The sequence below is a fragment of the Chryseobacterium sp. MEBOG06 genome (assembly GCF_021869765.1).
In the GTDB taxonomy this organism is placed as follows: Bacteria; Bacteroidota; Bacteroidia; order Flavobacteriales; family Weeksellaceae; genus Chryseobacterium.
Map to the genome: position 1 here is coordinate 175700 of NZ_CP084580.1, position 21318 is coordinate 197017.

A 21318-nucleotide genomic window follows, 5' to 3' on the forward strand; every position below is an offset into this window, starting at 1 on the left:
AACGAAACAAAAGTATCAATGGAAAGGAGAAATTTTATTAAAACAAGTGCATTGGCAGGAGCCGGACTGCTGTTCACTCAGAATGTTTTTGCTAAAAACCTGATCCTGGAGGATTTTCCAGTTGTCCGGGTTCCAAAAGACAAAAGACATTTTGCCAGTGAATCCGTAGAAAGTGCTATTGCAGCTTTTAAAAAGAAAGTTAAAAACAAAGAGCTAAGCTGGCTCTTTGAAAACTGCTTTCCTAATACATTGGATACTACTGTTTTCTATAGTGAAAATAATGGAATACCGGATACTTATGTGATTACTGGAGATATTGATGCGATGTGGCTTCGTGACAGTTCTGCGCAGGTTTTTCCTTATCTGCAGTTCTCCAAAAAAGACGAGAAACTTCACAAACTGATCTCAGGAGTTATTCATAAGCAAACAACATTTATCCTGAAAGATCCTTATGCTAATGCATTTTATAATGATGATCAAAAGATAAGTAAGTGGCAGGAATACGACCACACGGATATGAAACCGGGAACCCACGAAAGGAAATGGGAAATTGATTCATTGTGCTATCCGATCCGCCTGGCCTACCATTTCTGGAAAACAACAGGAGATACAAAACCTTTTGATGCCAACTGGCTGCAGGGAATTAAACTTACTTTGCAGACCTTCACAGAACAGCAGAGAAAAAAAGATCTGGGACCTTACAAATTTGAACGTACAACAGCCTGGGCTACTGATGGAGTTCCGATGGGAGGATATGGCTATCCGACAAAACCTGTGGGATTGATCAGCTCTATGTTCCGGCCAAGTGATGATGCCACAATCTATGGATTCCTGATTCCCTCCAATTTATTTGCAGTGGTAAGCTTACGCCAGGCAGCTGAAATGGTTTCCCAGATAAAAAACGAAAAAACATTGGCTCAGCAACTCAACAGCCTTGCTGATGAGGTAGATGCAGCCATCAAAAAATACGGAATTTACAATCATCCTGAATTTGGAAAAATATATGCTTTTGAAGTCAATGGTTTCGGAAGCTATAACCTGATGGATGATGCGAACTGTCCAAGTTTGCTGGGACTGCCTTATCTGGACGCGGTAAAAGCTGATGACCCTGTTTATCAGAACACAAGAAAATTTGTGTGGTCAGAAAATAACCCGTTCTTTTTCAAAGGAAAGCTGGCAGAAGGGATAGGAGGTCCGCATATTGGACTTGATATGATCTGGCCAATGAGTATCATTATGAAAGCGCTCACTACAAAAGACAGGAGTGAGATCAGATGGTGCATAGATACCTTGCAGAAGACACATGGCGGAACAGGCTTTATGCATGAGTCCTTCCATAAAGACAATGACAAAAAGTTCACCAGAGAATGGTTTGCGTGGTCCAATACCTTATTTGGAGAACTATTATGGAAAACCTTTAATGAAAATCCGGATCTGCTGACATAGTCAACATTTTTATATCGCCGTTTATTTGAGATATTTTTCTTCAAAAAGGAGAATGTCAGGGGATTGCTGTATGAAATTTTAACACCTAAAACATCACCAAAATATTATACAATGAAAAAAAAATCCATCCTTACTGTACTAACTGCCATGATGCTTCAGTCTGGTTCTCTGATTAACGCACAACAGCTTAATCCTACAGGAATATGCTATGTGGAAGTGAATAACAACAACCTTCTGAATGCAGGAGCGTACAAACTGCAGACATCGAACAGCTATCTGTTTAATGTAGTGAATATTTTTGCCGCCAATATCAATTATGATGTCAGCCGAGGCAGAGCGTATCTTTATTCAAATAATAATGTAACCAAGGTTCTTACCAATGCAGATACCTACATAAAACCACTCCAGCAAAAAGGAATGAAAGTAGTGCTAACCATTTTAGGGAATCATCAGGGAGCGGGGATTTGTAATTTTCCTACCCGGGAAGCCGCAAGAGACTTTGCATTACAGCTTGCCAATACAGTGAATACCTATGGTTTGGATGGGATTGATTTTGATGATGAGTACTCCGATTACGGGCAAAATGGGACCGGGCAGCCTAATGACAGTTCTTTTGTAATGCTAGTACAGGAACTGAAAGCCCTGTTGCCGGATAAAATAATATCTTTTTATTATTATGGTCCCGCAGCTTCAAGACTTTCCTGGAATGGAATCCGAGTAGGAGATTATGTCAATTACAGCTGGAATGCGACGTATGGAACGTTCTCTGCCCCAAATGTACCTCCGCTCACTAAAGCACAGATTTCTCCAGCTGCCGTTTGGATGGGAAATACCTCCAATTCTACAACCACAAGCTTGGCAACACAAACAAAAAATGGCGGGTATGGAGTATTTATGTGGTATGATCTTCATGGAACCAATGAGACAACACAGCTTTCGGCGGGAACACAAACGTTATATGGACAGCCAACGGTGTTAAGCGGAACTTTACAATCGTGGACACAGGGCACAAATTGTGATGCTCCAATCGGACTCTACACAAGCAATCTTACAGGAACAAGTACAAAACTAAACTGGTCGGCAGTAGGAACAAGTACTTATGATATCGATTATAAACCGGCTTCCTCTACAACATGGACAAATGCAGCATCAGCTCTAAACTCTACTTCAGTAACCGTTTCAGGTTTAACCGCTAATACGGAATATGACTGGAGAATAAGAACCAACTGCAGTGTGAAAAGTGCTTATATGTTTGCTCCAAGATTTAACAGCGGATTGGGGACTACAACTCCTACAGGCTCCTATGCACTCGCTCTTGATGGAAGCACCGAGTCTGGCACTGCCGGAAATATTAATCTTAGCGGTTCGGCATTATCTTTTGAGGGCTGGATCAAACCTTCTTCTTTTAAATCTGCATCTCCCTATATTTCTTCAATCATGGGAACGGAGGTCAGCGACAGTAATTCTGCCTTTTTAAGATTGGGAGATGCTGGTCTGGCTAATAATAAACTTCAGTTTGTGGTAAGCATTAACAATGTACAGCAAAAACTGGCCTCAGCTACAGCTTTGAATGCCAATACATGGTATCACGTTGCCGCAACCTACGATGGATCTGCGATGAAACTTTATATCAATGGTATTTTAGACGCAAGCAAAGCACAAACAGGAAGTATCAATTCCAACGGAGCATTTAATGTAGGATATCTGTATAATACTTCCAGAAACTTCAATGGGAAAGTAGATGAAGTAAGAGTCTGGAAACGGGCATTAAGTCAGGCGGAGATCAGCCAGAATAGTTGTAATGTATCAGTTCCGGCTTCCTCTCTTGCTGCGTACTGGAAATTTAACGAAGGAAATGGTTCTACAGTTCAGGACACTTCAGGAAACGGAGTAACCTTAACATTAACCGGGGTGGATGCTTCTAATTGGGGAACAGATCTTCCTTGTACAACCGGAACTTTAAAATCGGCAAGAAATGCAGGAAGCCAGAAAACTGTCGATTCAGGAGACATCAATGTAAAGAATCAGATAAAGCTATATCCGAATCCGGTAAGTAAATCCTCATCCCTCACAGTTGCTGTACCACATGAATATAGCAGAGGAAAAATGACTGTTTATGATTTTAATGGAAGAGTAGTAGACACAAGAGCACTGAATGCGGGTGATAATTCATTTGAACTGACCAGACTTTCATCAGGAAACTATATTCTTCGGTTTGAATCTCAGGATGGAAGCCTGAAACAAACAGAAAAATTAATGGTAAAATAAAAAAATAAGTCATTGGGCGTAGTCCCAATGATTTTTTCTACTATAAAATTAATATACTATGAGAAAAAAATCCTTTTTTATCCCTTTAATGGCCCTGATGCTCCAGTCGGCTCCGCTGCTTAAGGCACAACAGCTAAATCCTTTAGGAATATGCTATGTGGAAGTGAACAACAATAATCCGCTGAATGCAGGTTCTTATACACTTCAGAATACAAATCGTCAGCTTTTTGATGTAGCTATTATTTTTGCAGCTAATATTAATTATGATGTTTCCAAAAGCAGAGCTTATATTTCAAACAATAACAACGTTACTAAAGTTCTGAACGATGTGAATACCTATGTGAAACCTTTACAGCAAAAAGGGATCAAAGTATTATTAGATCTTTTGGGAAATCACCAGGGGGCAGGAATTTCTAATTTTCCAAACCGTGAAGCAGCAAAAGATTTTGCTTTGCAGGTTGCCAATACCGTCTATACCTATGGATTGGACGGGGTAGACCTGGATGACGAATATGCAGGCTATGGCAATAATGGAACAGGTCAGGCTAATAACAGCTCCTTTGTAATGCTTTTACAAGAACTGAAAGCAGCAATGCCGGATAAGCTGATTACATTCTACTATTATGGCCCGGCAACAACAAGACAAAGTTACAATGGTGATCAGGCAGGAAATTATATCGACTATACATGGAATGCAATGTATAGTACCTATAATGCACCTGTTGTTCCCCCTCTAGATAAAACCAAAATTTCAGCTGCTGCTACCTGGATACAAAATTCAAATTCAGGGTCTACGTCAGCCACTACTTTGGCAAACTTAGCTACCAGTACAAAAAATGATGGTTACGGAGTTTTTATGTGGTATGATTTAGGAGGAACCAACGTTGCCAATTACCTGAGCACAGGTTCCAATATCCTTTACAATGAAAATACAGTCCTGAGCGGGCAGCTTTATTCATGGTCTCAGGGACAAGCTTGTGATCCGCCACTAGGGTTGGAAGTTTCCAATGTGACTGGAGCATCTGCTAAACTGAATTGGATCTCCAACGCTTCCCAATCTTATAATATTGATTATAAACCAGCCAATTCAATGGTTTGGACTAATGTAGCCAACAATTATTCAGGAAATAGTATTATTGTGAATAACCTTACCCTGAATACGGATTATGACTGGAGAATACAGTCCAACTGCTCACCGACATTAACAAGCACTTATATTTTTGCTCCAAGATTCAACTCCGGAAATGGTTGCACCACTCCTTCAGGGCTCACTTCCGGAAGTTATCTTGGAAACTCCGCTCAATTGTCATGGGATGCTGGAACCGCGTCTTCTTATACTCTGCAATACAAAACGACAGCCGCTACAACGTGGTCTGAAATTCCAAATATTACCACGAACTCTTACTCGTTACAAAACCTGGCTCCGAATACCAATTATGTATGGAAAGTACAGGCTGCCTGTACCGGAGGAGCTACAAGTGCCTATTCAGGGGAAGGAGCGTTCAATAGTGGTTTTGTACCTGTTACAAGCCCCGGCCCAAGATCTCTTTCCTTTAACGGAAGTACCAATTACCTTAATGCAGGACAATTTAACCTGAGTGGAAATGCCGTAACTTTTGAAGGCTGGGTAAAAGTAAATGCCTTTAAATCAGGATTCCCTTACATTTCATCTGTAATGGGTATTGAAGTAGGAGACAACAACTCGGCTATGCTTAGATTTGGAGACGGTAACCTGGTGAATAACAAACTTCAGTTTATTTTAAGCTTTGGATCTGCTCAGGTGAAACTTAATACCAATACTGCCTTTAATACGAATACATGGTATCATATTGCTGCAACTTATGATGGAACTGCCATGAAAATCTATGTCAACGGTAATCTTGATGCAAGTACTCCTGTTACGGGTAACTTTACAGCAAATGGGATTCTTTATCTGGGAAGAAATTATGATAACTCACGCACCATCAATGGTTCTCTGGATGAATTCAGAGTATGGAAAAAAGCATTGACTGCTCAGGAAATTCTTGATAATAAATGTAATATAACTCCTGATTCACCAAATCTTGAAGCTAACTGGAAAATGGATGAAGGAAGTGGTAACGGAGCCCTGGATGCAACTTCAAATACTCATTTTGCAGCTTTGGTTAATATGACAGATGCCAACTGGGCAACAGATGTACCTTGTACGACTTCTCTGTCTGTGAAAGACATAGAATCAGGAAAAGAGAACAATGGTGCTTATCCGAACCCGGTGAAAAGAGGAAATGATATTCATTTCACCATCTATTCTTCAGCTGAAGTATTATTGTATGATATTTCAGGTAAACTGGTAAAAAAACAAACGATTAATCAAAATAATAACACGATGAATACACAGGATTTAATCAGTGGTACTTATATTTACAGAATCACATCTGCCAATCAAAAAGCAGTGTCATCGGGTAAGATTATTGTGAAGTAAAACTCAGATCACGAAACCGTTAATAAAGACTGATGATATACAAAACAGACGGACAGGCAGTGAACTCCTGTTGGTCTGTTTTTACAGTCACAGAAAATAGCTTGAATTTAAAATATAAAATAATGCAGAATATAGTAGGAATCGATATTGGAGGATCACACATCACACTGGCTCAGGTTGATCCTGAAAAACGTGAGATAATTTCTTCAACGTATGTAAGGGAGCATGTTAATTCCTTTGATGGTAAAGAGGTTATCTTCTCTGCCTGGGTTTCAGCCATTGAAAAAGCAGCCCATGATCTTGAAAAAAAGAATCTTTTAATAGGAATTGCAATGCCCGGACCTTTCGATTATGAAAGCGGAATATCGCTGATGCAGCAAGGAAAATTCATCGATATCTATCAGGTAAATATTAAAGAAGAACTGGCAAAAAGACTTGCTGTTTCTGAGGATCAGATTCATTTTGTGAATGATGCGGCGGCATTTATGGAAGGAGAAGTATTTGGCGGTTGTGCACAGCATTTCAAAAGCGTTTTCGGAGTAACGCTCGGGACAGGATTGGGAACCACTTTCTTCAATGGAGAATTTGCCACAGACGAAGATTTATGGGATTCTCCTTTTAAAGAATCCATCGCTGAAGACTATCTGGCAACACGCTGGTTTGTGAGTCGTTATAAAGAACTGACCGGAGAGGAAATTTCAGGAACCAAGGATTTATTGGATAAACCAAAAGCAGTACAGATGCAGATATTCAACGAATATGCAGATTCGTTCTCTGAGTTTATTACAAAATATGTTGATCATTATAAACCCGAAGCTCTGGTGATAGGCGGTAATATTGCAAAAGCTTATCCTTATTTTGAGCCAAGATTTATTCAAAATTTAACAAAGAATAATATTAACTTGCAGGTTAAAATTTCTGCCATATTTGAAGATGCCGCCATTCTGGGAGCGGCCAGCTATGCATTAAAAAAAGCTTTTATAAATTAACAAACGAAACGAAACAATGAAGTTTATATTTTCTACCTGCTTACTTTTATTACAGGCCTGGGCCTTCGGTCAGAATGTATCTCCCGTAGATTATGTGAACCCTTTGATGGGAACCCAGTCCAAACCCTCATTATCCAACGGAAATACCTATCCGGCAGTTGGGCTTCCCTGGGGAATGAATATCTGGACTCCGCAAACCGGTAAAATGGGTGACGGATGGGCTTATTCCTATGATGCAGATAAAATAAAAGGGTTTAAGCAGACCCACCAGCCTTCCCCTTGGATGAACGATTATGGTGCATTTGCCATTATGCCGGGAGTAGGGAAATTAAAATTTAAAGAAGAAGACAGAGCGAGCTGGTTCAGCCATAAAGCTGAGGTTTCAACCCCTTATTTCTATAGCGTTTATCTGGCAGATATCAATGTTACCACTGAATTCACTCCTACAGAAAGAGCTTCTTTTTTCAAATTCGACTTTCCGAAAACGGATAGTGCCTACGTGGTGATTGATGCCCTGAATAAAGGATCCTACATTAAGATTTTACCTAAAGAAAGAAAAATTCTGGGGTATACAACAAGATATTCCACAGGGAAATACGAAAACTTTAAAAACTACTTCATCGTTCAGTTTGATAAAGATTTCGAGTTGACCAAAACCTGGAAGGATGATAAATTGATCAATGATCAGCTGGAAATTACAAGCGACCATACAGGAGCTGTGGTAGGTTTTAAGCTTAAAAATAAAGAAGCCGTTTATGCAAAAGTAGCCTCTTCATTTATCAGCTTTGAGCAAGCTGAGCTGAATCTTAAAAGAGAAATCGGAAACAGAAATTTTGAACAGGTAAAAACCGATGCCAGAAATATCTGGAACACAACATTAGGGAAAATAGAAGTAAAAGGAGGGACAGATCAGCAGATGAGAACCTTTTATTCCTCTCTGTACAGAACTTTATTCTTCCCTCAAAAGCTATACGAAATTGATGCTCACAACAGAGTAAAACACTGGAGCCCCTACAACGGGAAGATTGCAGACGGAAAAATGTTTGCAGGAACCGGTTTTTGGGATACTTTCCGTGCTTTATATCCTTTCCTGAACCTCGTATACCCAAGCATCAATGTAGAAATGCAGGAAGGCCTGGCCAATGCTTACAAAGAAGGAGGTTTCTTACCAGAATGGAGCAGCCCGGGATATTCTGATATTATGATTGGAAACAATTCCGCATCAGTAGTCGCAGACGCTTATATCAAAGGACTTCGCGGATATGATGTGGAAACCCTTTGGCAGGCAGTAAAACATGGAGCCAATAATGAAGGCCCTATAACAGCAGTGGGCCGTAAGGGTGTAGAATATTACAATACTCTGGGCTATGTTCCTTATGATGTAAAAATAAATGAGAATGCTGCCAGAACATTAGAGTATGCTTACGATGACTTCTCTATTTATCAATTGGGAAAAGCGTTGGGGAAGCCGGCTTCAGAAATTGATATTTACAAAAAAAGAGCGTATAATTATAAAAATATGTTCGATAGAGAAACAGGCTTGATGCGTGGTAAAAATAAAGACGGTAATTTCCAGAAACCTTTCAATCCTTTTAAATGGGGCGATGCCTTTACAGAAGGAAACAGCTGGCATTATACATGGTCAGTGTTCCAGGATATCAACGGTTTGGCAGAGCTGATGGGAGGTGAAAAGAAATTTGAAGCAAAACTGGATGAGGTATTCTCACTGCCTCCTGTATTTGATGACAGTTACTACGGAGGAGTGATCCACGAGATCAGAGAAATGCAGATCATGAATATGGGACAATATGCTCACGGGAATCAGCCTATTCAACACATGATCTATCTTTACAATTATGCAGGAGCTCCTTATAAAACCCAATACTGGGCAAGAGAAGTAATGAACAAACTGTATCATGCTACTCCGGACGGTTATTGTGGAGATGAAGATAACGGGCAGACTTCCGCGTGGTATATTTTCTCTGCACTAGGCTTTTATCCGGTAACGCCGGCAACGGATCAGTATGTATTAGGAGCGCCATTATTTAAAGAAGCTACCATTCATCTTGAAAATGGTAAGAAAATTGAAATAAAAGCTGCGGAAAATAATGCTGACAATTTGTATGTAAAATCATTGAATGTAAACCAACAGCCTTATTCCAAAAATTGGGTTAGCCATAAAGAACTGATTAAGGGAGCTGTTCTGGATTTTAAAATGGATAACAAGCCCAATAAAGAAAGAGGATCACAGGAAAAAGATTTTCCTTATTCAATGTCAAAAGAAGAAACAAGTAAATAATTTTAATTTAGAAATACAAAACTGTATGAGTACAGAAAAGAAAGAAATATTCGACAGAATTGAAAATAGGCTGCAGGAGCAGGGTTTTACAATCGCATCTAAAGATGATACAAGACCGTGGGGTGGTTTTTTTGTGATTGATGAAAACCAGGCACAGGATTTTGCCAACCAATATTTTGATGGGATTGATGTGGAGAATCTGAGAATAGGAGGGAAGTTGAGTCCGAAAATTCTTATCGTAGCTCCGGAAGCAAGATTAAGCTGGCAGTATCACCACAGAAGAGCAGAAATCTGGCAGGTAGTGGAAGGAACTGTAGGGATCAAAAGAAGCAATACAGATGAAGAAGGCGAAGTTGGAGAATATAAGCCGAAAGATCAGGTGAAACTTCAGCAAGGAGAAAGACACAGATTAATAGGTCTTGCAGGGTGGGGAATTGTAGCAGAGATCTGGCAGCACACCGATGCGTCTAACCCTTCGGATGAAGATGATATCGTAAGAGTACAGGATGACTTTGGAAGATAAAAATAAAAAGCAGTATCAATGTTGATACTGCTTTTTTGTATTCAGAAACAAGCTTAAAATAAGAATATTTCTAAACCTATAAGGCCTAACTCTTTAAAACGAAAAAGATAATATAAATTTTCCGTTTTTTATCTTTTAAAAAGTCACATCAAGACCCACATAGAAATTCGCTTTCATAATCGGAGCATATACCATTCCGCCATCAAAATAATTGCTGAAAGGTCTTTTAAAATCTACAATCGCATTCTTCTGATAGTAAGAAGTCAGGTTTTCTCCACCCAGATAAGCTCTGATCTTTTTGTTGAAGTTTCTTGAGATCTGTGCATTCAGAATGGCATAAGATTCAGAATATGCCGGAAGCTGAAACTCCTGAGGGTTGCTTGACGTATCAGGAAGTCTTTGCTTGCCCACCCAGTTTAAAGTAGTATCAAAACTCCAGAATCCGCCTTTATCATTTTTATTGGTTGAATAGGCTAGATTAACGAAACCTCTGTGCTTGGCCATGAAAGGAACTTCTCTCCTTCCACCGATATAATCAGCCTGTACATCATAATATTTATAAGCTAACCTTACTTCAAGGTTTTTCACAGGCATAAAATCCCATTGCGTCTGAAATGAATTGGCAAATGATTTTCCTTCAAGATTGTAAAAAGTCAACTGTTGTGGAGATTTGTCCAGATCCACTAAAACCTGATCCTGGAAATCTGTTCTGAAGAAGTCTGCAATAATACTGGATTTTCTTCCAAACAGCTTAAATTCCTGCTGTAAACTTGCACCGTAGTTCCATGCGATTTCTGGCTTTAATCCATAGATGTTTCCATTGTTCGGTAAAATAGTAATCGTTCTGTTGGAAGCAAAATACTGCTGGCTTTCTGCAAATACATTCGCCGTTCTGAATCCTCTTCCCGCAGATAGTCTTAAAATCGTCTGAGGTGTGAAGTCATATTTAAAATTAACTCTCGGTGTAAACTGAGTTCCTGCCAGATTATGGAAATCTACTCTGGAACCTGCTACCAAGGTGTATTTTAACCCTGTTAAAGTATATTCCGCAAAAATACCCGGCACAATTTCATTCCTTCTCAGATCATCCGTTAAATAAGTTTCCTTATAACCATCATATAAAAAACTTGCACCAACTTTATACTTGTTGTTGGTATTTCCGATGATGCTTTCGAATATTAAATTGGAATAATAAGTATGCTGTTGTCCCGCATAATTTCTCCATCCGAAAAAGCTGTCCTGCTGGTGGTAGACATACTGGTTCATCCATCCGATACTCTGGTAAGGTTTTCCTTTAAAAACATAGCCTGTTTTATTCCAAACCTGGAATCTTGAAATATCAATCCCTACACCATAAGCGGTCTGATCATCCTGAGGCAGTTTTTTATTAAAATCAACCTGCCCCGCAGTTCTTTCATCTCTGATAAAATTTATTCCAAAGTGAGATCCGAACCCTGATTTTTCAAGATCATTATAATTAAGTAAATATGCTGCATTGATCTGGGTTCCTTTCGGTCTGTCCAGAAAACCATCATGATTCATATCCGTATTACCGAAAGTTCCGTTCCCGTGCAGCAGAAAAGTATGAGACCATTTATCATTGATGGGGGCAACGTTGGTAATATTGATTTCTGCTCTTCCGTTAAAATCAGAAAAAAGGTTCAGAGAAGTCTCAGGTTCTTTTGCATTTTTCAAAAGCTCCGTGTTAATCTGTCCTGTAATACTTTCATAACCATTCGTTACCGTACTTCCTCCCTTTGTCAGCTGAATACTTTCAATCCATCTTCCAGGAATAAAGTTTAAACCATATGCAGAAGCCAGTCCTCTGATTTCAGGAAGCTGTTCCTTGGTTAAACTCGTGTATTTTTGATCTAAACCAAGCATTTTTAACTGCTTAGTCCCTGTAACAGCGTTACTGAAAGAAACATCTACTGTTGCATTTGTTTCAAAACTTTCAGAAAGGTTACAACAAGCCGCTTTTAGCAGTTCTTTTTTATCAATATTAAAAACAAGTCCTGCTTCTTTCTTGCTTAAAGCTGTTGCCGCTTTAGAACCTGTCACTACTACACCATCAATGCTTTTTTCATTCTTTTTGTGATCTTCTTTAGCTGATAGTGTCTGATGCTCTTTGTGGTCTTCATGTTGCGTTCCTTCCTCATAATGAACCTTTGGATTAGCTTCTCCAAAAGTAAAGTCTCTGTCGTACAGGCAACATCCCGGAAGTCCGTTATACACTGCGTCAGAGGCTTTGTATTTTTCATTGTCGTGTCCTGCATCAGCGATAGCTCGTAAAATTTTATCTGATGAAGTTTTTGACGGGTCAAAATTCAACACAACAGTTTGTTTCTCTGCATTCCATTCTGCTGCATCTGCACCAGCTCCTTTTGCTGCCTTTTCTATTCTGGCTTTGCATGAAGCACAGTTTCCTCTTACATAGAACTCATTCTCTTTTTTCGCATTCATTTGATGCTCATGGTGGTGAGTTTCTGTCTGAGCAGACTCTTGTAGGTCTCTATTGTAATGGCAGCATCCCGGAAGACCTTCATAGGTTTTATCAGAGGCTTTAAATTTTTCATTATCATGCCCGGCTTCAGCTACTTTCTTCAAAATATCATCAGTAGAAACCTTATCCGTTTCTATGGTTAACGTCTGAAGATCAATAGAGTAAACTGCTGTTTTTGCGCCTGCATTTTTTGCGGCACTTTCAATTCTTGTTTTGCACATTTCACAGTTCCCTTTTACCTTGAACTGGTTTTTTGAAAGTGTTTGAGCAGAGATAAATTGTGTAAATAGGAATAATGCACCAAGTATCAACCTGGAAATATGTAATTTCATTTTGTTTAAAAGTTTAGATTAATTAAAAAATGGTTCATTAAGCATTATAATGAACTCACAATGTTTTAATTAACCTATTTTAGGCGGTTGCCAGATTTCCTTTAAACGGTCTGAAAGATAAGGATCTGAATAATGGAACTGGGGATTCTTATTCGCTTTGTAATAAGATAGTTCCAGATGTAGATTTTTTGAAAACGGAGTCTCAATAAAAGTATAACAGGCAACACATGATGAACAGCAGTCGTCATTACATGATTTTTTTTGATCATGTCTGTTGTCTTTTTTGGAAGAATGATTTTTACAGCAGTCACTCTTTTTAGACTCTGCTTTACAGCATGTTTCCTGCATCCCTTGCGCATAGAAGCTATCCTTAGGAATCAAGAAAATCCCTAAGCAAAACACGATTGCAAGTATGTGAAACAACTTCATATGTGCAAAAATAAGAAATTTATGGCAAAGGATCACCAACTTTTACCGAGCAGTTGTGCCAAGGCTCTCCGTGTGCAGGGTTAGCTTTTGGTTTTTCACCCATTGCAAGATTTTGAGCAGCGGGTGCCGGGGAAGGAGTTGGAGTGGTTTGTACCACATTCTGGACAGGCTGTGGAGCCGGAGCGGGTTTACTGTTTAAAGGCTGGCCTACCGGAATATCACATCGGTGTCCCGGCTGTCCATGCGGAGGATTCATTCCCGGAGCTGTTTTTACCGGTTTTCCGTTGTTATCAATGGCAATTTTACCAGGTGATACTGAGTTGGGATCAATCTGAATGGTATTGGTTCCTCCTCCTACATTGATGTTTTGAGCAGCTGGAGTGGCATTAGCCGGCTGGCTGTTTAGAGGCTGTCCTACTGGAATATCGCATCGGTGGCCGGGCTGCCCGTGTGGAGGATTCATTCCCGGTGCAGTAGCCATAGGAGCCGGATTGGAATTTGTCTGAATTCCGGCCTGTTCCATTAATGCTGTTTTAGAAGTGCTGTTTGAAGCTATATTAGGCTGTGTAACGCCTGCTTCTTCTTTTAAATAAGTTGCTTTTTCATCCTTTTTACAAGATGTTGCTAATAGTGATACGGTGATCAAACCTATAAATGTATTCTTCATATCCATTGGTATGAAACAAAATTAGCAAAACATTTTCAATTGTTTTGCTAATTTTATATTTATAATTTGATTTTTGGCTTAATTTTTTACCAAAAGTCTAAATCCTTCTCCGTGAACGTTGATAATTTCCAACCCTTCGTCATCTTTTAATAATTTACGAAGCTTAGCAATATAAACGTCCATACTTCTAGCGGTAAAGTAATTTTCTTTTTTCCAGATCTTTCTCAAGGCAAGATCTCTTGGCATAAAGTCGTTTCTGTGGATGCAAAGAAGTTTTAGCAGCTCATTTTCCTTCGGAGACAGTTTATATTCTTTATCACCTACTTTCAGTTGTCTCAGCATAGAGTCAAAGAAAATATTGCTGATCTTAAACTGTTCCTGTTCTTCATTTTCCAGTGTCGAGCTTCTTTGAAGAATAGCTTTGATCTTGTATAAAAGAAGTTCAGTATCAAAAGGCTTTGTGATATAATCATCAGCACCCAGTTGATATCCTTTCAAAATATCCTCCCTCATATTTCTTGCGGTAAGGAATATAATTGGTGTATTTTTGTCAATCTTTTTTACGTCTTCAGCCAATGAAAACCCATCTTTTTTAGGCATCATTACGTCAAAAATGCAGATGTCAAATTCATTTTCTGTGAATTCTTTAAGTCCCTGCTCTCCATCAGTGGCAAGAGTTACTTCAAAATTATTGATTGTCAAATAATCTTTAAGCACCGCCCCGAAACTCTGATCGTCCTCTACTAATAATATTCTGTTGCTCATAACTTTTACTAATTAATGATTACAATTAAGAATGAACATTCTCACTCTATCTTCTTATATTTTGATATTTGGTTTTACTTTTATTGATGTTTCTAGCTCATTGGAAGCTTTATCGTAAACTTACTTCCATTTCCCTTATTGGATTCTACTATAATCTGTCCTTTGTGCAGTTCTACAATTTTCTTTACGTAGGAAAGGCCTAATCCCTGTCCTTTTACATTGTGAATATTTCCGGTTTCTTCTCTGAAGAATTTTTCGAAAATTTTAGTCTTATTCTGAGTATCCATTCCCATCCCTTTGTCTGAAATTTCGATAACATACCATTGTTCCTCATTTCTTGTCTCTACATGAATTTCCGGTGCATCAGGAGAATATTTATTGGCATTATCCAGCAGGTTAACCAGCATATTTGAGATATGGAATTCATCAATCTTGAAATTATAATGAGTCGCATTGAATTTTTGAGTAAGCGATCCCTTTCTCTGTTCCACGATAAGATTGAAAGATTCTGTTGTTCTTTTGATCAGTTCTCTTACGTTGGTTTCTTTTAAGAACAGTTCAACTTCATTTCTCTCAAGCTTAGACATATTAAGTACATTCTCCACCTGCTTCTTCATCCTTAGGTTCTCCTGTTTGATCAGTTCTGAATAATATTTCACCTTATCCGGATTGGTCGCAATCTTATCATTGGCCAAAGAATCTGTGGCTACTGAAATAGTGGCTAGAGGAGTTTTGAATTCGTGAGACATATTGTTGATGAAGTCCGTTTTCACTTCAGCAAGCTTCTTCTGTCTCATCATATAGTTGATGGAGATGATATAAATACCCAAAATGGTAAGAAGTGAAAGAAAGGTCCCTAAAAGCATCGGCCAGTTGTTCATCGCGAGGGAATATTCTTTCTTCGGGAAAACCAATGCTAGGCTGTATAATGTATTCTTTTTATCTGTAAAAAGAGGGTAGCTGTACGTGTTGCTGTCTTTTTTTCTTTGTAGGCTTTATTGGCAATGCTGGTAAGTTTACTGTTCTTATCAAGCACTCCATATCCGAACTTTGCAGTGATTCCTCTTATTCTCAGTTCCTTCGTGATTACGGAATCAAGGGTTTGGGAATCTACTCTTTTCGTAATAGGAAGATTTTTACCATAGACCTTTACAAACTCTTTCATAGAATAATCACCCGTTTCAATATCCTGATTGATATCGGTGGTGAGAAGTTCGCGGTTCGTGGTATCTCTTTTTATTTTATAGGCGGCTTCATCGGTATACAACGTGGTAAGCTTCACAGAATCTCCTTTTTTAGAGATCGGAAGCTGTGTATTGGATATGATATTTTTAGAATAGATAATCTGTCGCTGGGTTCCGGAGTCTTCTACCTGTTGAATAGTCGTTAATGAAGGCTGCTTGCTGTTGGCAATAATATTTTTTCTGAAATCTTTAATATCCTTATTCAAATATTTATCGGCCTCAATCTCTTCAACACTTTTTGACGTACTTTCCAAAACAGCATACACTTTGTTTGAAAAATCCTGCTCGAGGACACCGTAATAGCCTTTCAACCAATAAAATTGGAGCGTCACAAAGACAATCAGTGAGATCGTCATAAACACCGAAATTATTGGGATGAATTTGTTATTCATTAGTTAATTATATATGTTTTGGAAAAATGAATGTTAAAATTAATTGTTTTAAGACTACATAAACAAAAAACGAGCCAAATAAATGTTTTTTTTCTCTTAAAAGAGTGTTTTTTAACAATTATTTATGAATTATCTTTTACTTGTCATATGAAAAGTCCTTTCAATAAATAAAATGGTAACTTTATTAAAAATAATTACTTATGGAATCTAATATCATTTTTAACAAAGATTTTGACGCAAAGAGCACTTATGTCATGAAAATTTATGATGCTGATGTTTCAAAAGTATGGGACTATTTTACCAAATCCGAATTGCTGGATCAATGGTGGGGCCCTAAACCCTGGAGATGCGAAACAATAAATCAGGATTTTAAAGAAGATGGAGTCTGGCTTTATTCAATGGTCGGACCAAATGGTGACAGAGGATATGCCCAATTCAGATATGGAGAAATCATGGAGCACAGGAGTATCGACTGGATGAGTGCTTTTTGTGATGAAAAAGGAACTGTGAACGAAGATTTTCCACCATCAAAGTGGCTGGTCGGTTTTACTGGGGTGGAAGAAGGAACAAAAGTAACCGTCAATATTCATTATCAATCTCAGGAAGTCATGAAAAAATTGTTTGATATGGGATTTGAAGGAGGTTTTACCATGGGGCTGAATCAGCTGGAGGAGATTCTGAGTAAATAACCCTAACCCATAAGATTGATTAAACCGTTCAGCTTAATATTCAAATTGAACTGTGTTTTTAAATATAAAAAGCTTGGAAAAATATCCAAGCTTTATTTTTATAACAGTTCTTCGTCCTGAAAATATTGTATGATTGCCTTTTTCATAAGCAATGACTGCTCATTGGGTCTTAATTCAGGCAAGCCCTCTATTTTTTCGAAATGTGGCCATCCATCTTCGTAATGCGTAAATTTATAATAGCCAAACGGTTCCAATAATCTGCAAACCGCTATATGAAGAATATTTAATTTATCGTCTTTCGTATATTTTTGTTGACCACTTCCCAGTTCCTGAAGTCCAATTAAAAATAATATAGTTTCAATGGGCGGATTTTTTTCAGTCTGGAAATTTTCTTCAAAGAATTGTTCTACTTTTTTCCAATATTCAGCTTCGTTGATCATTCTTTTTGATTTTCTAATTTTAATAAAAATGCGAATTCCAATGCGTCTTCTTTCAAAGATTCAAATCTTCCGCTTGCGCCTCCATGCCCGGAGCTCATATCTGTTTTAAATACTAAAATATTATCGTCTGTCTTTACCTCTCTTAGCTTTGCTGTCCATTTTGCAGGTTCCCAATACTGTACCTGAGAATCATGGAACCCGGTAGTGATCAGCATATGTGGATACTCTTTAGCTTCTACATTGTCATAAGGAGAGTATTCTTTCATATAATGATAATATTCTTTATCATTTGGATTTCCCCATTCATCATATTCTCCGGTAGTCAAAGGAATAGTATCATCCAGCATTGTGGTAACTACATCTACAAAAGGAACCTGTGCTACTATTCCGTGGAATAATTGTGGCTCATAGTTCACTACAGCTCCTACCAAAAGTCCTCCTGCACTTCCGCCCATGGCGTATATATGTCTGGACGAAGTGTAATTTTCCTTTATCAGGTATTTTCCTGCATCAATGAAATCAAAGAATGTATTTTTCTTATAAAGCATTTTTCCATCTTCATACCACTCTCTACCCAGGTACTCTCCTCCGCGTATGTGGGCGATAGCGTAGATAAATCCTCTGTCCAGAATAGACAATCTTACATTGGAAAAACTGGCATCTACGGTATGGCCGTAACTTCCATATCCATATAATAGGAGTGGGGTATCGGCGGTTTTTTTGGTGTCTTTGTGGTATACCAAAGAAATAGGGATTTTAGTCTCTCCGTCTCTGGAGTCTGCCCAAATTCTTTCAGAAATATAGTTTTCCGGGAAGAAGTTTCCGCCCAAAACTTCCTGCTGTTTCAGGAGCTTTGTCGTTTTTTCCTTCATGTTGTACTCGTAAGTTGAGCTTGGCTGTGTCAATGATGTATAGCCATAACGTAAAACTTCTGTGTCAAATTCAAGATTGACCCCAATATAGCAGGTATAGGTAGGATCGGAGAATGGCAGGTAATATGAGTCCTGTGTTTTTTCATCAATGATTTTGATCTGAAGAAGTCCTTTTTCTCTTTCTTCAAGAACCAGATAATCTCTGAAAATTTCAAAACCTTCCAGCAAAACCTCGGCACGGTGAGGGATAACATCTACCCAGTTTTCCATACCGCAGTTGGCGATCTTTGTTTTTACAATTTTAAAATTTGTAGCATCATCGGCATTTGTAATGATGTAAAATTCATCCTCGTAATGTTCAACAGAATATTCAAGATCATCTATTCTTGGCTGGATAATAGTCCAGTCTGTGAATACATTATTTGAAGGGATGAAGCGGTGCTCATCAGAAATAGTACTTGAACTTGCGATGAAAATATACTGTAAAGATTTTGTTTTGAATACGTTGACATCAAAAGTCTCGTCTTCTTCATGGAAAATAAGAATATCTTCAGATGAATCCGTCCCCAGTAGGTGTCTGTATACCTGGAATGCACGAAGGTTTTTATCTTTTCTGATATAGAAAACATGCTTGTTATCGTTAGCCCATACAGCTTTTCCTGTAGTGTTCGGAATCGTGTCAGGAAGAATTTCTCCGGTCTTTAAGTTTTTAAAGTTTAACGTGTAAATTCTTCTTCCTACATTATCTGAAGAAAAAGACGTCAGCTCATTATTAGGGCTTACAGCCACACTTCCTACTTCAAAGAACTCCTCTCCCTCGGCTAAGATATTCACATCAAGAACAATTTCTTCCTGATTGTCCAGGCTTTTATACTTTCTGCAGAAGATTGGATATTCTTTACCCTCTTCATATCTTACGATGTACCAGTATTCATTAAAGATGTAAGGAAGTGATTCGTCATCTTTTTTATAGCGGGCCTTCATCTCCTCAAAAAGATTTTCCTGAAGAGTTTCTGTGTCTTTCATGATGAATTCTTCGTAAGCATTTTCTTCTTCAAGATATTTGATGACTTCAGGGTTTTCTCTTTCATTGAGCCAAAAGTAATTGTCAATTCTTCTGTCGCCGTGGGTTTCTAATATTTTTTCTATTTTTTTTGCTTGTGGGGCTTTCATCCGTATATTTTAATTTTTTATTGAATAGGATATGCTTTGTCTATTTCTTTTGAAAAATATGATTTGCAAAGACAGTTCATTCAATGTTAATTCTTGTTCAAATTTAGGTAAAAAAAAACCATCTTTTCTGTATTGAAAAGACGGTTGATCGTATTTTTATAGTAAAGACTATTTATGAAGTGCTTTAATAAACTTTTCAAGAGCCATTGTCATGGAAGGTGTTTCCTTCGTAGGAGCCATTAAGTCTACTTTTAATCCAGCTTCCTCAGCAGCAGCCAAAGTTGTGTTTCCGAAAACACCGATCTTTGTTTCATCCTGTTTGAAGTCTGGGAAGTTTTGTTGTAGAGACTTGATTCCTTGCGGGCTGAAGAAAATCAGCATATCATAATCCTGAATGTTGATATCTGTCAGATCACTGCATACAGTACGGTACATGATTGCTCTTGTCCATTCTACATTCGAAGAATCCAGAGTTTTTACAATATCCGGGCTTAAAACATCTGAAGATGGCAACAGATATTTTTCACTTGGGAATTTTTTGAAAAGAGGCAGCAGATCCGAGAAGTTTTTCTCCCCAAAACTGATTTTTCTTTTTCTGTAGACAATATGCTTTTGAAGATAGTTGGCAATTGCTTCCGACTGGCAGATATATCTCATCGTATCAGGAACAGCAAAACGAAGTTCCTCTGCAAGTCTGAAGTAATGGTCTATTGCATTCTTGCTGGTAAAAATAATACCTGTGTACTGCGTTAGATCAATCTTCTGTGTTCTAAGTTCTTTATTGTCAACTCCTTCGACGTGGATAAATGGACGGAAATCAATCTTTATTTTTTCCTTCTTCGCTATATCCAAATATGGAGAAGACTCACTAGGCGCTGGTTGAGAAACCAATATAGACTTTATTCTCATCATTGACATTTATTAAAAAAATAACAACTTCCAAAGCAATAATAATGGTGCGATTTGGAGGGTGCAAATATACAAAAATTTATAATACCATTTCTCTGGAAGAATCTTGTTCTTGTGAAATAAATAGAAAAAAACTTTAAATATGAACACAAAAGCAAAAAAGCAGAAATAATATAGAAAGATCCTATTTCTGTCTATAGGGAAATAATAGTGCGCTACACAAAGGATTATCAGCAAAAATGACAGTATAAAATAAAACTTAGTGGAGGTAAAATAAAAAATAGACCATTTTTTTCCGTCACCTATACTTTGGTAAAATAGAAAACCTAATGTAGATTTTGTCAGATAAAAGAACAGTATCGCAATAAGGGTATAGCCAAATTTATTGAGCTGATATCCAAAAAGCTGGAGGTCTGCAATGTATTTAGGGACTATCGGGATGTACTGTGAAACTAAAACAGACAAAGTAAGAGTCGTTACACACGAGGTGATGATCCAGCTGGGAAGGTTGTTGCTTGCATCAAAATATTTCTGAAGCAGAAAATCTTTCAGACTGGCATCCCTTTCTATAATGTTCATCATAAAAACATATAAAAATATACAGCCTACGAGTATAAAGATTACCCAGTCATTGTTCTCAGGTATTCTTACATGGTTGATGAAGTTTTGTGATGACGGCAAAATTTATTTTTTTTTAATTTTTATTTAATTTCAAAAGCACAGTCTGGCATAGATTTTCTTATTGCCTGATCTGTGAAAATTGTAACTTAAATATATGCTCCCGCCGATTTTGTGTACTATTCAGATTCTTTCAGTAAAAGTTTCTGTTTCATTCCCTTAATCCGTGAGAAATATTTTTGCAAAATTATAGATTATTTTGTATAAAATAAAAAGGTTAAATAAACTATCTTTGCAAA

15 protein-coding genes and 1 pseudogene are annotated in these 21318 nt (G+C 37.9%); 7 read left to right on the forward strand and 9 right to left on the reverse strand.

Features of this window, described 5'->3' with window-relative positions; translation table 11 throughout:
- Positions 1-18 precede the first annotated feature (18 nt).
- From LF887_RS00765 to LF887_RS00790, 6 genes are all read left to right on the forward strand, one after another.
- The gene (locus LF887_RS00765; RefSeq protein WP_236856935.1) at positions 19-1446 is read left to right on the forward strand and encodes a glycoside hydrolase family 125 protein; all 1428 of its coding nucleotides are present in this window, start codon (positions 19-21) and stop codon (positions 1444-1446) included.
- Positions 1447-1557: 111 nt separating this feature from the next.
- The gene (locus LF887_RS00770) at positions 1558-3714 is read left to right on the forward strand and encodes an endo-beta-N-acetylglucosaminidase H (RefSeq protein ID WP_236856936.1); all 2157 of its coding nucleotides are present in this window, start codon (positions 1558-1560) and stop codon (positions 3712-3714) included.
- Between the two features lie 58 nt (positions 3715-3772).
- On the forward strand, positions 3773-6175 hold the full coding sequence (locus tag LF887_RS00775) for an endo-beta-N-acetylglucosaminidase H (RefSeq protein ID WP_236856937.1): 2403 nt from the start codon (positions 3773-3775) through the stop codon (positions 6173-6175).
- 122 nt (positions 6176-6297) lie between these two features.
- Positions 6298-7164, forward strand: coding sequence for an ROK family protein (locus tag LF887_RS00780; protein WP_236856938.1), 867 nt, complete (start codon positions 6298-6300; stop codon positions 7162-7164).
- Between the two features lie 16 nt (positions 7165-7180).
- Positions 7181-9463 (forward strand): GH92 family glycosyl hydrolase, encoded by a 2283-nt coding sequence (locus tag LF887_RS00785; protein ID WP_236856939.1) that lies wholly within the window; start codon positions 7181-7183, stop codon positions 9461-9463.
- Between the two features lie 25 nt (positions 9464-9488).
- Positions 9489-9986 carry a phosphoheptose isomerase gene (locus LF887_RS00790; protein ID WP_236856940.1) on the forward strand — a complete coding sequence of 166 codons (498 nt, stop codon included), beginning with the start codon at positions 9489-9491 and terminating at the stop codon, positions 9984-9986.
- Between the two features lie 135 nt (positions 9987-10121).
- Here LF887_RS00790 and LF887_RS00795 read toward each other — a convergent pair whose 3' ends face one another.
- The 5 genes and pseudogenes from LF887_RS00795 to LF887_RS00815 form a co-directional block, all read right to left on the reverse strand.
- On the reverse strand, positions 10122-12821 hold the full coding sequence (locus LF887_RS00795; protein ID WP_236856941.1) for a TonB-dependent receptor domain-containing protein: 2700 nt from the start codon (positions 12819-12821) through the stop codon (positions 10122-10124).
- Positions 12822-12890: 69 nt separating this feature from the next.
- A complete protein-coding gene (locus tag LF887_RS00800) occupies positions 12891-13250 on the reverse strand; it encodes a hypothetical protein (protein WP_236856942.1) in 360 nt (119 codons plus the stop codon).
- A 19-nt stretch (positions 13251-13269) separates the two neighbouring features.
- Entirely contained in the window at positions 13270-13917 is a 648-nt protein-coding gene (locus tag LF887_RS00805; RefSeq protein WP_236856943.1) for a hypothetical protein, read from the reverse strand.
- Between the two features lie 78 nt (positions 13918-13995).
- On the reverse strand, positions 13996-14682 hold the full coding sequence (locus tag LF887_RS00810; protein WP_002982671.1) for a response regulator transcription factor: 687 nt from the start codon (positions 14680-14682) through the stop codon (positions 13996-13998).
- Positions 14683-14774: 92 nt separating this feature from the next.
- Positions 14775-16318: pseudogene (locus LF887_RS00815) on the reverse strand (sensor histidine kinase).
- Positions 16319-16518: 200 nt separating this feature from the next.
- Here LF887_RS00815 and LF887_RS00820 point away from each other — a divergent pair.
- Complete coding sequence (locus LF887_RS00820; protein WP_236856944.1) at positions 16519-17007, forward strand: SRPBCC domain-containing protein; 489 nt, start codon at positions 16519-16521, stop codon at positions 17005-17007.
- Positions 17008-17105: 98 nt separating this feature from the next.
- Here the strand turns inward: LF887_RS00820 and LF887_RS00825 are convergent, their stop codons facing one another.
- From LF887_RS00825 to LF887_RS00840, 4 genes are all read right to left on the reverse strand, one after another.
- A complete protein-coding gene (locus LF887_RS00825) occupies positions 17106-17447 on the reverse strand; it encodes a hypothetical protein (protein WP_236856945.1) in 342 nt (113 codons plus the stop codon).
- The gene (locus LF887_RS00830) at positions 17444-19492 is read right to left on the reverse strand and encodes a S9 family peptidase (RefSeq protein WP_236856946.1); all 2049 of its coding nucleotides are present in this window, start codon (positions 19490-19492) and stop codon (positions 17444-17446) included. Before LF887_RS00830 ends, LF887_RS00825 begins: the two co-directional genes overlap by 4 nt.
- A 168-nt stretch (positions 19493-19660) precedes the next feature.
- The gene (locus tag LF887_RS00835; RefSeq protein ID WP_236859546.1) at positions 19661-20401 is read right to left on the reverse strand and encodes a uroporphyrinogen-III synthase; all 741 of its coding nucleotides are present in this window, start codon (positions 20399-20401) and stop codon (positions 19661-19663) included.
- A 12-nt stretch (positions 20402-20413) separates the two neighbouring features.
- Positions 20414-21082 (reverse strand): DUF4271 domain-containing protein, encoded by a 669-nt coding sequence (locus LF887_RS00840; protein WP_262912501.1) that lies wholly within the window; start codon positions 21080-21082, stop codon positions 20414-20416.
- Positions 21083-21318: the final 236 nt, after the last annotated feature.

Coding starts and splice junctions, on each gene's coding strand:
- LF887_RS00765 (WP_236856935.1), top strand. CDS start 19: ATGGAAAGGAGAAATTTTATTAAAACAAGTGCATTGGCAGGAGCCGGA.
- LF887_RS00770 (WP_236856936.1), top strand. CDS start 1,558: ATGAAAAAAAAATCCATCCTTACTGTACTAACTGCCATGATGCTTCAG.
- LF887_RS00775 (WP_236856937.1), top strand. CDS start 3,773: ATGAGAAAAAAATCCTTTTTTATCCCTTTAATGGCCCTGATGCTCCAG.
- LF887_RS00780 (WP_236856938.1), top strand. CDS start 6,298: ATGCAGAATATAGTAGGAATCGATATTGGAGGATCACACATCACACTG.
- LF887_RS00785 (WP_236856939.1), top strand. CDS start 7,181: ATGAAGTTTATATTTTCTACCTGCTTACTTTTATTACAGGCCTGGGCC.
- LF887_RS00790 (WP_236856940.1), top strand. CDS start 9,489: ATGAGTACAGAAAAGAAAGAAATATTCGACAGAATTGAAAATAGGCTG.
- LF887_RS00795 (WP_236856941.1), bottom strand. CDS start 12,821: ATGAAATTACATATTTCCAGGTTGATACTTGGTGCATTATTCCTATTT.
- LF887_RS00800 (WP_236856942.1), bottom strand. CDS start 13,250: ATGAAGTTGTTTCACATACTTGCAATCGTGTTTTGCTTAGGGATTTTC.
- LF887_RS00805 (WP_236856943.1), bottom strand. CDS start 13,917: ATGAAGAATACATTTATAGGTTTGATCACCGTATCACTATTAGCAACA.
- LF887_RS00810 (WP_002982671.1), bottom strand. CDS start 14,682: ATGAGCAACAGAATATTATTAGTAGAGGACGATCAGAGTTTCGGGGCG.
- LF887_RS00820 (WP_236856944.1), top strand. CDS start 16,519: ATGGAATCTAATATCATTTTTAACAAAGATTTTGACGCAAAGAGCACT.
- LF887_RS00825 (WP_236856945.1), bottom strand. CDS start 17,447: ATGATCAACGAAGCTGAATATTGGAAAAAAGTAGAACAATTCTTTGAA.
- LF887_RS00830 (WP_236856946.1), bottom strand. CDS start 19,492: ATGAAAGCCCCACAAGCAAAAAAAATAGAAAAAATATTAGAAACCCAC.
- LF887_RS00835 (WP_236859546.1), bottom strand. CDS start 20,401: ATGAGAATAAAGTCTATATTGGTTTCTCAACCAGCGCCTAGTGAGTCT.